Origin of the sequence: Spongiactinospora gelatinilytica, assembly GCF_003236385.1 — a bacterium.
GTDB classification, from domain to species: Bacteria; Actinomycetota; Actinomycetes; order Streptosporangiales; family Streptosporangiaceae; genus Spongiactinospora; species Spongiactinospora gelatinilytica.
This window is the reverse complement of sequence record NZ_POUA01000222.1, coordinates 1-12669: the sequence shown is the minus strand read 5'-3', so window position 1 is coordinate 12669 and position 12669 is coordinate 1. Positions and strand designations below refer to the sequence as shown.

13 protein-coding genes and 1 pseudogene are annotated in these 12669 nt (G+C 71.9%); 6 read left to right on the top strand and 8 right to left on the bottom strand.

Annotated features, from left to right (window positions below; translation table 11 throughout):
* Positions 1-351 precede the first annotated feature (351 nt).
* Both fabI and fabG read right to left on the bottom strand, forming a co-directional pair.
* The gene (gene fabI / locus C1I98_RS24800) at positions 352-1116 is read right to left on the bottom strand and encodes an enoyl-ACP reductase FabI (RefSeq protein WP_111169831.1); all 765 of its coding nucleotides are present in this window, start codon (positions 1114-1116) and stop codon (positions 352-354) included.
* 1 nt (position 1117) lies between these two features.
* Positions 1118-1822: a 3-oxoacyl-ACP reductase FabG gene (gene fabG / locus C1I98_RS24795; RefSeq protein ID WP_111169830.1), complete on the bottom strand. Its 705-nt coding sequence runs from the start codon at positions 1820-1822 to the stop codon at positions 1118-1120.
* A 77-nt stretch (positions 1823-1899) separates the two neighbouring features.
* Between fabG and C1I98_RS24790 the strand changes: the two genes are divergently transcribed.
* Together C1I98_RS24790 and C1I98_RS24785 are read left to right on the top strand one after the other, a co-directional pair.
* Positions 1900-3393 (top strand): TldD/PmbA family protein, encoded by a 1494-nt coding sequence (locus C1I98_RS24790; protein WP_111169829.1) that lies wholly within the window; start codon positions 1900-1902, stop codon positions 3391-3393.
* A complete protein-coding gene (locus C1I98_RS24785; RefSeq protein WP_111169828.1) occupies positions 3393-4763 on the top strand; it encodes a metallopeptidase TldD-related protein in 1371 nt (456 codons plus the stop codon). The genes C1I98_RS24790 and C1I98_RS24785 overlap by 1 nt, the downstream gene beginning before the upstream one ends.
* A 93-nt stretch (positions 4764-4856) precedes the next feature.
* On the opposite strand, the gene C1I98_RS24780 is transcribed toward C1I98_RS24785, so the two are convergent.
* Positions 4857-5069, bottom strand: coding sequence for a dodecin (locus C1I98_RS24780; RefSeq protein ID WP_111169827.1), 213 nt, complete (start codon positions 5067-5069; stop codon positions 4857-4859).
* 55 nt (positions 5070-5124) lie between these two features.
* On the opposite strand from C1I98_RS24780, the gene C1I98_RS24775 reads away from it, so the two are divergent.
* On the top strand, positions 5125-5436 hold the full coding sequence (locus C1I98_RS24775) for a DUF3099 domain-containing protein (protein WP_111169833.1): 312 nt from the start codon (positions 5125-5127) through the stop codon (positions 5434-5436).
* A 227-nt stretch (positions 5437-5663) separates the two neighbouring features.
* Here the strand turns inward: C1I98_RS24775 and C1I98_RS45355 are convergent, their stop codons facing one another.
* Both C1I98_RS45355 and moaA read right to left on the bottom strand, forming a co-directional pair.
* Entirely contained in the window at positions 5664-6482 is an 819-nt protein-coding gene (locus C1I98_RS45355) for an NTP transferase domain-containing protein (RefSeq protein ID WP_306461914.1), read from the bottom strand.
* 255 nt (positions 6483-6737) lie between these two features.
* A complete protein-coding gene (gene moaA / locus C1I98_RS24765; protein WP_111169832.1) occupies positions 6738-7727 on the bottom strand; it encodes a GTP 3',8-cyclase MoaA in 990 nt (329 codons plus the stop codon).
* Positions 7728-7929: 202 nt separating this feature from the next.
* On the opposite strand from moaA, the gene C1I98_RS24760 reads away from it, so the two are divergent.
* On the top strand, positions 7930-9084 hold the full coding sequence (locus C1I98_RS24760; protein ID WP_111169825.1) for an RtcB family protein: 1155 nt from the start codon (positions 7930-7932) through the stop codon (positions 9082-9084).
* Here C1I98_RS24760 and C1I98_RS24755 read toward each other — a convergent pair.
* A pseudogene (locus C1I98_RS24755) lies at positions 9072-9989 on the bottom strand (ABC transporter ATP-binding protein); the annotation flags it as partial. The gene C1I98_RS24760 and the pseudogene C1I98_RS24755 overlap by 13 nt on opposite strands.
* Positions 9990-10138: 149 nt before the next feature.
* Between C1I98_RS24755 and C1I98_RS24750 the strand changes: the two are divergent.
* The gene (locus C1I98_RS24750; protein ID WP_111169824.1) at positions 10139-10405 is read left to right on the top strand and encodes a hypothetical protein; all 267 of its coding nucleotides are present in this window, start codon (positions 10139-10141) and stop codon (positions 10403-10405) included.
* On the opposite strand, the gene C1I98_RS24745 is transcribed toward C1I98_RS24750, so the two are convergent.
* Positions 10375-10884, bottom strand: a complete 510-nt coding sequence (locus tag C1I98_RS24745) for a GNAT family N-acetyltransferase (RefSeq protein ID WP_233508150.1) — start codon at positions 10882-10884, stop codon at positions 10375-10377. The two genes, C1I98_RS24750 and C1I98_RS24745, sit on opposite strands and share 31 nt — an antisense overlap.
* 167 nt (positions 10885-11051) lie before the next feature.
* Here C1I98_RS24745 and C1I98_RS24740 point away from each other — a divergent pair, with 167 nt between their 5' ends.
* On the top strand, positions 11052-11573 hold the full coding sequence (locus tag C1I98_RS24740) for a LacI family DNA-binding transcriptional regulator (protein WP_158558168.1): 522 nt from the start codon (positions 11052-11054) through the stop codon (positions 11571-11573).
* A 20-nt stretch (positions 11574-11593) separates the two neighbouring features.
* Here the strand turns inward: C1I98_RS24740 and C1I98_RS24735 are convergent, their stop codons facing one another.
* Complete coding sequence (locus C1I98_RS24735; RefSeq protein ID WP_111169821.1) at positions 11594-12433, bottom strand: UbiA family prenyltransferase; 840 nt, start codon at positions 12431-12433, stop codon at positions 11594-11596.
* Positions 12434-12669 lie beyond the last annotated feature (236 nt).

The window sequence follows — 12669 nt, the reverse complement described above, 5'->3', positions numbered from 1 at the left end:
CCCCGCACTCACCTCCGGCCGCGAAAGGTTCCACCACTCCGCAGTACGCGATCGGCATACGCGCACAGCCCACCGCAAGGCCGTGGGCCACCGAGCGGCCGCACCCGCCGATGCCAGGACACGCCACAACCAGGGGGCCGGACGACCTCCGGCCGACGCGAAGCACCACCACCCCGCCTCGCCTGAGGAACTCGGGAAACCGGACCGGCATCACCGTGAGGCGGTGTCAGGGCACGCCATGGCGCACGACCTCCGGGCGACGTGAAACGCCGTCGCAAGGACGTTCCCAAGGCATCTGGGAGAGCGGCGCGCCGGTTGCCGCAGGCCGGGCCCGGATGCCGAGGGGGAAGGTCAGGTGCCGACGGCGTGGACGCCGCCGTCGACGTGGACGATCTCGCCGGTGGTGGCGGGGAACCAGTCGGACAGCAGGGCGACGCAGGCGCGTGCGGTGGGGGTGGTGTCGGCGAGGTCCCAGCCGAGGGGAGCGCGGGAGGGCCAGGACTCCTCGAACACGGCGACGCCCGGGATGCTCTTGGCGGCCATCGTGCGCAGCGGCCCCGCGGCCACCAGGTTGACCCTGATGCCCTGCGGGCCGAGGTCTCGGGCCAGGTACCGGGCGCACGACTCAAGGCCCGCCTTGGCCACGCCCATCCAGTCGTAGACCGGCCAGGCCCTGCTGGCGTCGAAGTCGAGGCCGACGATCGACCCGCCCTCCTTCATCAGCGGCAGGCAGGCGACCGCGAGCGACTTGAAGGAGTAGGTCGAGATGTGCACCGCCGTGGCCACGTCTTCCCACGAGGTGTTGAGGAAGTTGCCGCCCATCGCCGACTGCGGGGCGAAGCCGATGGAGTGGACGATGCCGTCCAGGCCGTCAAGGTGCTCGCCCACGCGGTCGGCCAGGGAGTCGAGGTGGCCGGTGTCCTGGACGTCGAGCTCCAGCACCGGCGGCGGCTCGGGCAGCCGCTTGGCGATCCGCTCGACCAGGCTGAGCCTGCCGAACCCGGTCAGTACGACGCTCGCGCCCTGCTCCTGGGCGACCTTGGCCACCGCGAACCCGATGGAGGAGTCGGTCAGGACGCCGGTGACCAGGATGCGCTTGCCTTGGAGAATTCCCACTTCAGTGCCCCATTCCCAGGCCGCCGTCGACCGGGATGACCGCCCCGGTGATGTAGGCCGCTTCGTCACTTGCCAGGAACTTGACCACCCGGGCGACCTCGGCCGGGGCGGCGTAGCGTCCCAGCGGGATGCTCTTGCGGATCTGCTCCTGGCGGGCCTCGTCCAACTGGGCCGTCATGTCGGACTCGACGAAGCCGGGGGTCACCACGTTGACCGTGATCCCGCGCGAGCCCAGCTCGCGGGCGAGCGAGCGGCCGAAGCCGATCAGCCCCGCCTTGGAGGCCGCGTAGTTGGCCTGCCCGGCCGAGCCCGACAGGGCGACCACGGAGGAGATCAGGATCATGCGGCCCCGCTTGAGCCTGAGCATGCCGCGGGTGGCCCGCTTGGCGACGCGGTAGGCGCCGGTCAGGTTGGTGTCGATGACGTCGGTGAAGGTGTCCTCCTTCATCACCGCCAGCAGGGTGTCCTTGGTGATGCCCGCGTTGGCCACGATCACCTCGACCGGGCCCTGCTCGGCCTCGACCTTGCCGAACGCGGCATCGACGTCGGCCGCACTCGTCACATCGCACTTGACGCCGAACAGCCCCTCGGGGGGCTCACCCGAACGGTAGGTCACCGCCACGGCGTCACCGCCGGCGGCCAGTTCACGGGCGATCGCGAGGCCGATGCCGCGATTGCCGCCGGTGACGAGAACAGAACGACTCATGGAAACGACGTTAGCGCCTACCGGCCGGTAGCCGGGTTGTCCGGGAGGGACAAGATCACACGGTTAGGATCGTTGACATGCGCCAGATCGATCCAGATTTCCTCGCGCTGCCCCTGCGGCGGCTTGCGGACGCGGCGTTGCAGCGCGCCGGAGACCTCGGCGTCGAGCACGCCGACTTCCGGCTCGAACGCGTGCGTGCCGAAACCCTTCGTCTCTACGACGCCCGGTTGGAAGGCGCAATGGACGCCGACGATCTGGGCTATGCCGTACGTGTCGTCAAGGACGGCACGTGGGGCTTCGCCGCCGGCATCGACCTGACCCCGGAGGCCGCCGCGCGGGTCGCCGAGCAGGCGGTCGAGGTGGCCACGGTGGCCGCGGCCGTCAACCGGGAGCCGATCGAGCTCGCCCCCGAGCCGGTCCACGGCGAGGTGACGTGGGTGTCGGCCTACGATGTCGATCCCTTCGAGGTCCCGCTCGCGGACAAGGTCGCGCTGCTGGCCGACTGGTCGGGCGGGCTGCTCGCGCACGCCGACCACGTGCAGGCGTCCCTGATGCAGGTCAAGGAGCAGAAGTTCTACGCCGACAGCGCGGGCACGGTCACCACCCAGCAGCGAGTGCGGCTGCATCCGGCGCTGACCGCGATGAAGGCCGCCGAGGGCCGCTTCGAGGAGATGCGCACCCTCGCGCCGCCCGCCGGGCGGGGGTATGAGTACCTCACCGGCACCGGCTGGGACTTCGCGGCCGAGCTGGCCGAGCTGCCCGGCCAGCTCGCCGAGAAGCTGGCCGCGCCCTCGGTGGAGGCGGGCGAGTACGACCTGGTGATCGCCCCGTCCAACCTGTGGCTGACGATCCACGAGTCCATCGGTCACGCGACCGAGCTGGACCGGGCGCTCGGCTACGAGGCGGCGTACGCGGGCACCAGCTTCGCCACCTTCGACAAGCTCGGTGAGCTGGTCTACGGCTCGCCGGTGATGAACGTCACGGGCGACCGTACGGCCGAGCACGGCCTGGCCACCATCGGCTACGACGACGAGGGCGTGGCCACCCGGGAGTTCGACATCATCAGCGGCGGCGTGCTGAGCGGCTACCAACTGGACCGGCGGATGGCCCTGATGAAGGGCTTCGGCAGGTCCAACGGCTGCGCCTTCGCCGACTCCCCCGGGCACATGCCGATCCAGCGGATGGCCAACGTCTCGCTCAAGCCCGCCGAGGGCGGCCCCTCCACCGAGGAGCTGATCGCCGGGGTCGAGCGGGGCATCTACGTCGTGGGCGACAAGAGCTGGTCCATCGACATGCAGCGGTACAACTTCCAGTTCACCGGCCAGCGCTTCTACCGCATCACCGGCGGCAGGCTGGACGGCCAGCTCCGCGACGTGGCCTACCAGGCCACCACCACCGACTTCTGGCGCTCGATGGAGGCCGTCGGCGGGCCGCAGACCTATGTGCTCGGCGGGGCGTTCAACTGCGGCAAGGGGCAGCCGGGGCAGGTCGCGCCGGTCAGCCACGGTTGCCCGGCGGCGCTCTTCCGCGGCGTGCGGATCCTCAACACCGTGCAGGAGGGTGGCAAGTGATGACCCCGCAGGAGATGGTCGAGCGGGCGCTCGCGCGAGACGGCGCAGACGACCGTGTCGTGATCGTGGAGGAGGGCTCCACCGCCAACCTGCGCTTCGCCGGCAACACGCTGACCACCAACGGGGTCGCGCGCAGCGCCCGGCTGACGGTGATCTCGGTGTCCGGGCAGGGCGTCGGGGTGGTCTCGCGCGCCGGCGTGCGCTCGGAGGAGCGGCTCGCCGATGTCGTGGCGGCGGCCGACGCGGCGGCGCGCGACGCGCAGCCGGCCGAAGACGCCCGCCCGCTGGTGGACTCCCGCTCCTCGGGCGACTGGGCCGAACCGGCCACGGTCACCTCGATCGGCGTCTTCAACGAGCTGGCGCCCGCGCTGGGCGAGGCGTTCGCCACGGCGGAGTCCGGCGGCAGGCGGTTGTACGGCTTCGCCGAGCACACCCTCACCAGCACGTTCGTGGGATCCTCCAGTGGTCTTCGAGTACGCCACGACCAGCCCACCGGCCGCCTTGAGCTCAACGCCAAGTCGCCCGACATGAAGCGCTCGGCGTGGACCGGCCTGGCCACGCCCGATTTTGCGGGGATCGACGTGGCGGCGCTCGACGCCTCGCTGGCCCAGCGGCTCGACTGGGCCAAGGTGCGCGTCGACCTGCCCGCCGGGCGGTACGAGACGATCATCCCGCCGACCGCGGTCGCCGATCTGATGGTCTACCTGTACTGGTCGGCTGGGGCCCGCGACGCCGCGGACGGCCGCACGGTGTTCTCCGCGCCGGGCGGGGGCACGCGGGTCGGCGAGACGCTGTCGCAGGTGCCGGTGCGCCTCTACAGCGATCCGGCGGCCGAGGGCATCCGGTGCGCGCCGTTCGTGGTCGCGCACGCCTCCAGCCGGGAGAGCTCGGTCTTCGACAACGGCCTTCCGCTTTCGCCGACCGAGTGGATCTCCGAGGGCAGGCTCGTCAACCTGCTCCAGACGCGGCACTCGGCCGAGCTGACCGGACTGTCCGCCACGCCGCCCATCGACAACCTGATCATGACCGGGCCGGAGGGCGGGCGCTCGCTGGAGGAGATGATCGCCGGCACCGAGCGCGGCCTGCTGCTCACCTGCCTGTGGTACATCCGCGAGGTCGATCCGCAGACGCTGCTCCTCACAGGGCTCACCAGGGACGGGGTCTACCTGGTGGAGAACGGCGAGGTGGTCGGCGAGGTGAACAACTTCCGGTTCAACGAGAGCCCGGTGGACCTGCTCGGCCGGCTCAGCGAGGTCGGGGCGAGCAGGCAGACCGTGCCGCGCGAGTGGAACGACTACTTCACCCGCACGATCATGCCGCCGGTCCGGGTGCCCGACTTCAACATGTCCACGGTCAGCCAGGCGAGCTGACCCGACGCCGTTCCGCCGGTCCCGCCCCGCGCACGCGCGCAGGGCGGGACCGGTCACGCACACGACCCAGGCGGGCCTGGAAAAGATCGATATTCAGGCGTCTTCCAGACGGAACCCGACTTTCAGGCCCACCTGGAAGCGGCCCACCTGGCCGTCCGTTATGTCGCCCCTGATCTCGGTCACCTCGAACCAGTCGAGATGTCGCAGCGTTTGGGAAGCGCGCAGTATTCCATTTCGGATGGCCTGATCAACGCTCTCCCCCGAAGTGCCGACTATCTCCGTCACTCGATACGTTCGATCCGTCATCCCATCATGATGCCCGCGATCGCACCCACCGGACCGGAGGTCTACCGTGGATAACGTGAAGCTGTGGCACCGCAGGCCGATCGTGCACGCCGTGACCGACGCCCGGCCCTCGCTCACCCAGGACATCGGCCGCCGGGAGAAGCGCTACCTCATTCAGATGGCGATCAGGACCATCTGCCTCGTTCTGGCCGTGGTGCTGGACACGCCTTGGCCGATCAGGGCGCTCTTCATCGCCGGCGCGATCTTTTTGCCGTACGTTGCCGTGATCGGGGCCAACGAGCGGGGCAAGGGCGACACTCCGGAGCCGGAGGACGCCGGGCCTAACCAAAACGAGATACCAAGGCACCGTCGCGAGATCGGGTCGTGACTAACTCTTGACGCATCCTATGGGTAGTAGGTGTACGCTTTAGCCAAGCGCTCTGGTCCCCCGTCAGGGCGCTGGTGCCGGCGTTCCGGGCCCCCGTCGGAACGCCGATGACGCGACGCCGGGTGGTTTGCCCCCGTAACCACCCGGCGTCGCCCTTTTCCGGGGTTTTCTTCGCTTTAAGAATTCTTTGGGTTTCCCTGGTCAAGGTGCGACCGCCCGGTGCCCGCTCACTCCGCCGTGCTGTCCGCCTCCCGCCGCTCGAACCCGCGGGCGAGCGCGGCGAGCCGTTCGGCGGCGTCGGCGGGGGCGGTGCCCTGTCCCTCGGCCAGGCCGAGCAGGTAGGCGGTGAGCGGCGCGGCCGGGCGGGCCACGCCGTGGGCCACGTCCTTGGTCAGGTCGAGCACCAGGTCGCGGTCCACGCGGCCGGGGTCGAGGCCGAGTTCGGCGCACACCAGGGCGGTCCATTCCGCCAGCACGTTCATCTCTGCTCCTTGTCTGGCCTGCCGTAGGTCGTCCATTGTGTCGCAGTCGAACCACGGGGTGCCCGGGAGCGCCAGGCCGGCCGGGGCGAGGGGGGCCAGCAGGCCGTGCAGCGAGCGCCCGTCGTACGCGGCCAGGGCCTCGCGCAGCGCCGCCGTGCGCCAGACGCCCACGAGCCACTGCTCGCGGCCTCCGGCATCGAGCAGGACGGCCCCGGCGCGGCCCTGGGCCGCGGCCAGCAGGCCATGGACGTGGGCGCCGGTCAGGAACGGCAGGTCGGCCGCGAGCAGCGCCAGCCAGGGCCCGGTGACCTCGGCCAGCCCGGCCCGCAGCGCGGGCACGGGCCCTCCCCCGGGCGGGTGCTCGCGCGCGAACACCGCGCCGGGCAGGGGCCGCGACGGGCCGACCACGATGAGCCGACCGGCCTCGGGCACGGCGTCCGCCACCCGCTCCAGCAGCGTACGACCGGCCACCACCATCGCGGGCTTGTCACGCCCGCCAAGCCGCCGTGCGCCCCCTCCGGCCAGAATCACGGCGTCGTGAACAATCCCTGTACCGCCAGGCACGCCCACTCCCTCACCGCCCAGTGCGCCCGACGCCGAGCCCTTCGCGGGACCGCCCTTCGCGCCCGTTCCCATACCGGTACCGGCCGATGCGCCCAACGCCGAGCCACCCGTCACGCCCGCTCCCGTACCCGCCGCTGAGCCTGCCAATGCGCTCGCCGCAGGGACGCCAACCGCGCCCACGGCCGATGCGCCCGACGCCGAGCCGCCCGATGCGCCCCCTCCAGGGCTCGCCGGTGAGCCCGGGGGCATGGCGGGTCAGCCGCCGATTGCCGACATCGGGCGGGCCGGCTGCAGGAAGCTGGGGTCGTCGATGCCGTGCCCCGCGCGCTTGCCCCTGACCGCCGCCTTCCAGCGTTCGGCGAGTTCGGCGTCGGAGGCCCCCGCGCGCATCGCCCCCCGCAGGTCGGACTCCTCGGTGGCGAACAGGCAGTTGCGGACCTGGCCGTCGGCGGTGATCCGGACCCGGTCGCAGGCCCCGCAGAACGGCCGGGTGACCGATCCGATCACGCCCACCCTGGCCGGGCCGCCGTCCACGAGGAACAGCTCGGCGGGCGCGCTGCCGCGCTCCACCGGATCGGCGGGGGTCAGGTCGAAGCGGGCGCAAAGAACGGCCAGGATCTCATCGGCGGTCACCATGCCCTCGCGGGTCCAGCCGTGCTGGGCGTCCAGCGGCATCTGCTCGATGAACCGCAGCTCATAGCCCCGCTCCAGGCAGAACTCCAGCAACGCGACCGCCTCGTGATCGTTGATCCCGCGCATCAGGACGGTGTTGACCTTGACCGGCAGCAGCCCCGCCTCGGCCGCGCCGGAGAGCCCGGCGAGGACGTCGCGTAGCCGGTCGCGGTGCGCCAGCCGGACGAAGACGTCTTTGTCCAAGGTGTCGAGGGAGACGTTGACGCGATCCAGGCCCGCCCCGGCGAGCGCGCCCGCCAGCCGGGCCAGGCCGATGCCGTTGGTCGTCAGTGACACCTGCGGACGCGGCCGCAGGCCGGTGGTACGGGCCACGATCTCGGTGAGCTCACGTCTGAGCAGCGGCTCACCGCCGGTGTAGCGGACTTCCGTGATGCCCAGCCGCTCGACTCCGATCGCGACCAGCCGCATGATCTCCTCCGCGGTGAGCAGCTCGGGCTTGGGAAGCCAGTCGAGCCCCTCCGGAGGCATGCAGTAGGTGCACCGAAGATTGCACCGATCCGTGAGCGACACCCGCAGATCGGTGGCCACCCGGCCGAACGAGTCCAGCAGCACGGGCCTCACCTCCATCCTTAACTGGAAGATTACGGGAAGCCGGTTTTCTTCCCCGCATCGGCGATTCTTCCTGCCTTGCCGGGCCGGGTGGGGCGTCCTTGAGCACCGGAGCCCTCTTCTGTAAAGCGGGGCGTCGGAAAACCAGTGGGATCTTGACCCGCCCCTGGGCAGACTGGACGGGAGCCCTACCGAGGAGACCGTGATGCCGAACCAGCCCGCGCCCAACCTGCTGTCGTGGGCCAGCGAAATCGACGAAGGCGCGATCACGCAGGCCGCCCGCGCGGCCCGGCTGCCCATCGTGTCCGGCCATGTCGCGCTCATGCCCGACGCGCACGTCGGCATCGGCGCGACCGTCGGATCGGTGATCCCGACCGAGGGGGCGATCATCCCGTCCGCGGTCGGGGTGGACATCGGCTGCGGCATGGTCGCCACCGAGACCTCGCTCACCGCCGCCGACCTGCCCGCCTCGCTCGACGCGCTGATGCCGCTGGTGGAAAAGCGCATCCCGGCGGGCGTGGGCAAGGGCCACGGCGACCCGGCGGTGGACCGCGCGCTGGACGATCTGGGGCTGCCGCACACCGGCCTGACCTCCCGCCGGCACGCGAAGGTGGCCGACCAGTTCGGGACGCTCGGCTCGGGCAACCACTTCGTCGAGGTCTGCCTCGACGAGCGCGACCGGGTCTGGACGGTGCTGCACTCCGGCTCGCGCGGCATCGGCAACCAGCTCGCGACCATGCACATCACGGGCGCCAAGAAGCTGATGCGCGAGCAGGCGCTGGGCCTGGAAGACCCCGACCTCGCCTACTTCACCCAGGGCACCGCCGAGTTCGACGCCTACATCAAGGACATGCTCTGGTCCCAGCGCTATGCCATGGCCTCCCGCGCGCGGATGGACATGGTGCTGGTCAACGCGCTGTTCCGGGTCGTGGGCAAGGGCACCCGGCTGCGCACGATCAACTGCCACCACAACTTCACCCAGGCGGAGACCCACCACGGCAAGCGGCTGTGGATCACCCGCAAGGGCGCGATCAAGGCCGACGTGGGCGACGAGGGCGTGATCCCGGGCTCGATGGGGACGCGGTCCTACATCGTGCGCGGGCGCGGCAACCCCGACTCCTACAACTCCTGCGCGCACGGCGCCGGCCGCCGGATGTCGCGCGGGCGGGCCAAGCGGGAGCTGACGGCGCCCTCGCTGAAGCAGGCGATGGCGGGCCGCACCTGGAACGCGGACCGCGCGGCGGCGCTGGTCGATGAGCACCCGGAGGCGTACAAGCCCATCGACCAGGTGATGGAGGACCAGCGCGACCTGGTCGAGATCCGCCACACGCTGCGTCAGATCTTCAACTACAAGGGCTGATCGGCGGTCACGGGGGCCGCGATGCGCAGGGCCTTGACGAGCTCGCGGTAGAGCGCGTCGGAGGCCAGCAGATCCTCGTGGCCGCCGGCGGCCCGGATCCGGCCGTCCTCCATCACGATGATGGTGTCGGCGTCGATCACCGTGGAAAGCCGGTGGGCGATCGTGACGACCGCCCCGGACCTGGCGCGGTCGCGGATGCAGTCCTGGACGGCGGCCTCGGTGAGGCCGTCGAGCTGGGCGGTGGCCTCGTCCAGGAGCAGCACGTCGGGGGTCCGCAGCAGGGCGCGGGCCAGCGCGATCCGCTGGCGCTGCCCGCCGGACAGTGACGAACCGGACAGCGGGGTGTCCAGGCCCTCGTCCAGGGAGTCGATCTTGTCGGCCAGGCGGACCTCCGCGAGCACCCGGCGCACCTCCTCGGGCGTGGCGCCGGGGTGGGCGTGGAGCAGGTTGTCGCCGATCGTGCCGGGCACGACGGGGGTGTCCTGCTCGACGTAGGCGAGCCGGGCCCGCAGGTCGTCGTGGGCCTGCTCGCGGTACGGCCGGCCGTACATCAGCAGCTCGCCCTCCTGCGGTTCCAGGAAGCGCAGGATGAGGGAGAACAAGGTCGTCTTGCCCGCGCCGGAGGGGCCGACGATCGCGATGTGGCCGCGCCGGGGGATGACGAGATCGACGCCGCGCAGGGCCGGTTCGAGGCCGGGGCCGTAGGCGGCGGTGACGCCGCGCAACTCGATGACGGGCCCGTCCCCTGCGGGCCGCGGATCGGGCCGGCCCTGCCGTACGGCCGACGCGGCGGGCGCGTCCGGCTCCACGTCGAGCGCGTCGACCTCGCGGATGCGCCCGGCGGCGGCGATCCCCGACTACAGGGCCGTGATGTTCTGGCTGAGCTCGGTGATGGGCTCCATCAGCCTCCCGCGACTCGCTCGACAAGATCGAGACCGCGACGCTGCGCGCCCGCCTCGTCGAGGGCACCGCCACCGAGGCGCTCGACCGCCTGTGCCAGGAGTACTTCGAGCTGGGCGAGGTCCTCACGCTGCTGTTCAACGAGCCCACGCTCATGCAGGGCCCGGAGTGGGAGGAGGAGACCGAGGCCGACCGCACGGTGCTGCGGCTGGTCGAGCGCGGGCACGCCGAGGGTTCGATCGATCCGGAGATGCCGCCCGAGTGGGTACAGAACCTCCTGTGGGGCCTGCTCTACATCGCCTGGGAGCACGCCCGCGCCTCCGGCGCGCCCCGGCACACCGCGCTGGCGCTCTGCCTGCGCAGCCTGGCCAAATCGATCGCGCCGCCCGCTCAGCCGGGCAGTTCCCTGGTGCGGGAGTAGAAGGGCCGGAAGCCGCGGCGCTCGTAGTTGGCCAGCGCGTTGGGGTGGTCGCGGGTGGAGGTGTGCAGCCAGACCCTTCGGGTGGGCTCGCCGTACGGGCCGGTGACCGCCCACGCCTGCCGTACCGCCAGGGTGAGGGCGTGCCCGCCGATCCCCTTGCCTACGTACTCCGGCACCAGCCCGAAGGAGTCGATCTCCACGTCGCCCCCGTCGCCGACCCGCAGATGGACGATCCCGGCGATGTCGTCGCCGTGCTTGACCAGCCAGAACCGCCGCCGCGGGTCGGCCAGTTGCCCCGCCCACTCCTCCGGTGAGCGCAGCGCGCTCCGCCACTCGTACGGCTCACCGACCCGCACATGCGCCGGCACGATGTGCGGCGAGCCGGGCGGCGCCCACTCCAGCGTCACCTCGGCCACCGGGCGGCCCGGCCGCAGTTCCGCCACGTCGGTCATCTCGACATATGTAATGATCTCTTCCACGAGAGCACGTTACATAAATGCGAACGACGGAGGTAGTGATGACCTCCCTCATCCGCGCGGCGGCGCCTGACGCGCGTCCGCCGATCATGGACACGCCGGGCCGCCCCGCGCCGTGAATGCGCCCAAATGCTGGGCGCATCCACGAAGGACGCGACCCAGGAGTGCCCATGAGCCCGGCCACGGGCGGACGCCACCGGCCGACCATGCGGGATGTGGCGCGCGAGGCCCAGGTCAGCGTGATGACCGTCTCCCGCGTGGTCAACGCCGGAGACCCGGTGAACCCGCAGACCAGACAGCGGGTGCTCGACGCCGTCGAACGCCTCCGCCTCCGGCCCAACAGCCTGGCCAGGGGGCTGCGGCACAACCGGTCCACCGGGCTGATCGGGCTCGTGGTGACCACCCTGGCCGACCCGTTCTACTCCCGGCTCGCGGTCGCGGTGGAGGAGACGGTGCGGCGGCTCGGCCTCGCGCTGATCGTGGGCGACACCGACGAGAACGCCGCGCGGGAGCGGCGACTGGTGGAGGACCTGCCGGCCCGCCGGGTGGACGGGCTGATCATCGTCCCGGCCGGGTCGGTCCTGGGCTCCTCGCCGCTTGAGGAGAACGGCGCGCCGCTAGCGCAGGACGGCGACACGGTCATGGTGGAACTGGGCCGCTACCAGACCCGCCTCCTGCGGATCCGGCCCTGACGATGCGCACGGGGGCACCGTCAGACGGTGATGTCGGCGCCCGCGGCCAGCAGCAGCGCCACGTCCACCGCCGCCACCGCGACGGCCGCCCAGAACGGGCCGCGGGGGTGGCGGCGGGCGGCCGTGAGGCCGGTCGCGGTGGCCGCGACCGCGATGGGCAGGCTCGCCCAGCCGGCCGGGCCGGGGCCGCCGGGCGGGCCGAGCACGAGCAGCGCGGTGGCGGCCAGCAACGGGACGGGAAAGAGCGCCCGGGTCCGGGCGCGGCCCAGTCGCTGCGGCCCGCCGCGCACGCCCGCGGCCAGATCGTCGTCGATGTCCGGAAGCACATTGGCCAGGTGCGCGCCCACGCCGAGCAGCGCGGCGGCGAGCACCGCCCACCAGGCGGGCCAGGGCGCGCCCGGCTGGCCGAGCGCGACGAACGCGGGCAGGGCTGCGAATCCGGCCGCGTACGGCAGGAAGGACAGCGCGGTCGCCTTGAGCCCGAGGTTGTAGGCCCACCCCGCGCCGACGCCGAGCAGGTGCGCCGCGCCCGCCGCCGACCCTGCGGCCAGCGACAGCGGCACGCAGCAGGCCAGCGCGGCCACGGCGGCCGCCCGCACCACACGGCCATCGACCGCGCCGCGGACCGCGGGTTTGTCCGTACGACCCGCCGCCGCGTCCCGGCCGGCGTCCACGGCGTCGTTGCCCCACCCGATGGAGAGCTGCCCGGTCAGCACCGCCGCGCCGACCAGGACGCAGCCCGCCGGATCGCGCCCGGCGATCGCGGCCAGCGCCGTGACCAGCCCGGTCACCACGACGGTCGGGCCCGGATGGCAGGCTCCGGCGAGCCCCGTGACACGCCGGACCGCGATGGTCGTCATCTGGCCGATCGTAGAGCGCACAGGCGCTCGGCGGGCGCGTCCGCGAAGCTCCGGGCGCGCCGGGGCGCTCGGAGTCCCCTGACCGCCGGGACGGGGACGTACGCTGAAAATCGTTGACCTTGAACCGGGGGGAATTACCACAGATGCCGCGAATCGCCGCCGCGACCTGGCCACCTCCCTGCGGCACATCCTGGAGCACTTGGAGAACACCTGACCGTTTTGTTAGAGCTTATAAC

Excerpts from the sequence above, each read along its gene's own strand:
- fabG (WP_111169830.1), bottom strand. The coding sequence starts at position 1,822 with ATGAGTCGTTCTGTTCTCGTCACCGGCGGCAATCGCGGCATCGGCCTC.
- C1I98_RS24790 (WP_111169829.1), top strand. The coding sequence starts at position 1,900 with ATGCGCCAGATCGATCCAGATTTCCTCGCGCTGCCCCTGCGGCGGCTT.
- C1I98_RS24785 (WP_111169828.1), top strand. The coding sequence starts at position 3,393 with ATGACCCCGCAGGAGATGGTCGAGCGGGCGCTCGCGCGAGACGGCGCA.
- C1I98_RS24780 (WP_111169827.1), bottom strand. The coding sequence starts at position 5,069 with ATGACGGATCGAACGTATCGAGTGACGGAGATAGTCGGCACTTCGGGG.
- C1I98_RS24760 (WP_111169825.1), top strand. The coding sequence starts at position 7,930 with ATGCCGAACCAGCCCGCGCCCAACCTGCTGTCGTGGGCCAGCGAAATC.
- C1I98_RS24750 (WP_111169824.1), top strand. The coding sequence starts at position 10,139 with ATGCAGGGCCCGGAGTGGGAGGAGGAGACCGAGGCCGACCGCACGGTG.
- C1I98_RS24740 (WP_158558168.1), top strand. The coding sequence starts at position 11,052 with ATGAGCCCGGCCACGGGCGGACGCCACCGGCCGACCATGCGGGATGTG.
- C1I98_RS24735 (WP_111169821.1), bottom strand. The coding sequence starts at position 12,433 with ATGACGACCATCGCGGTCCGGCGTGTCACGGGGCTCGCCGGAGCCTGC.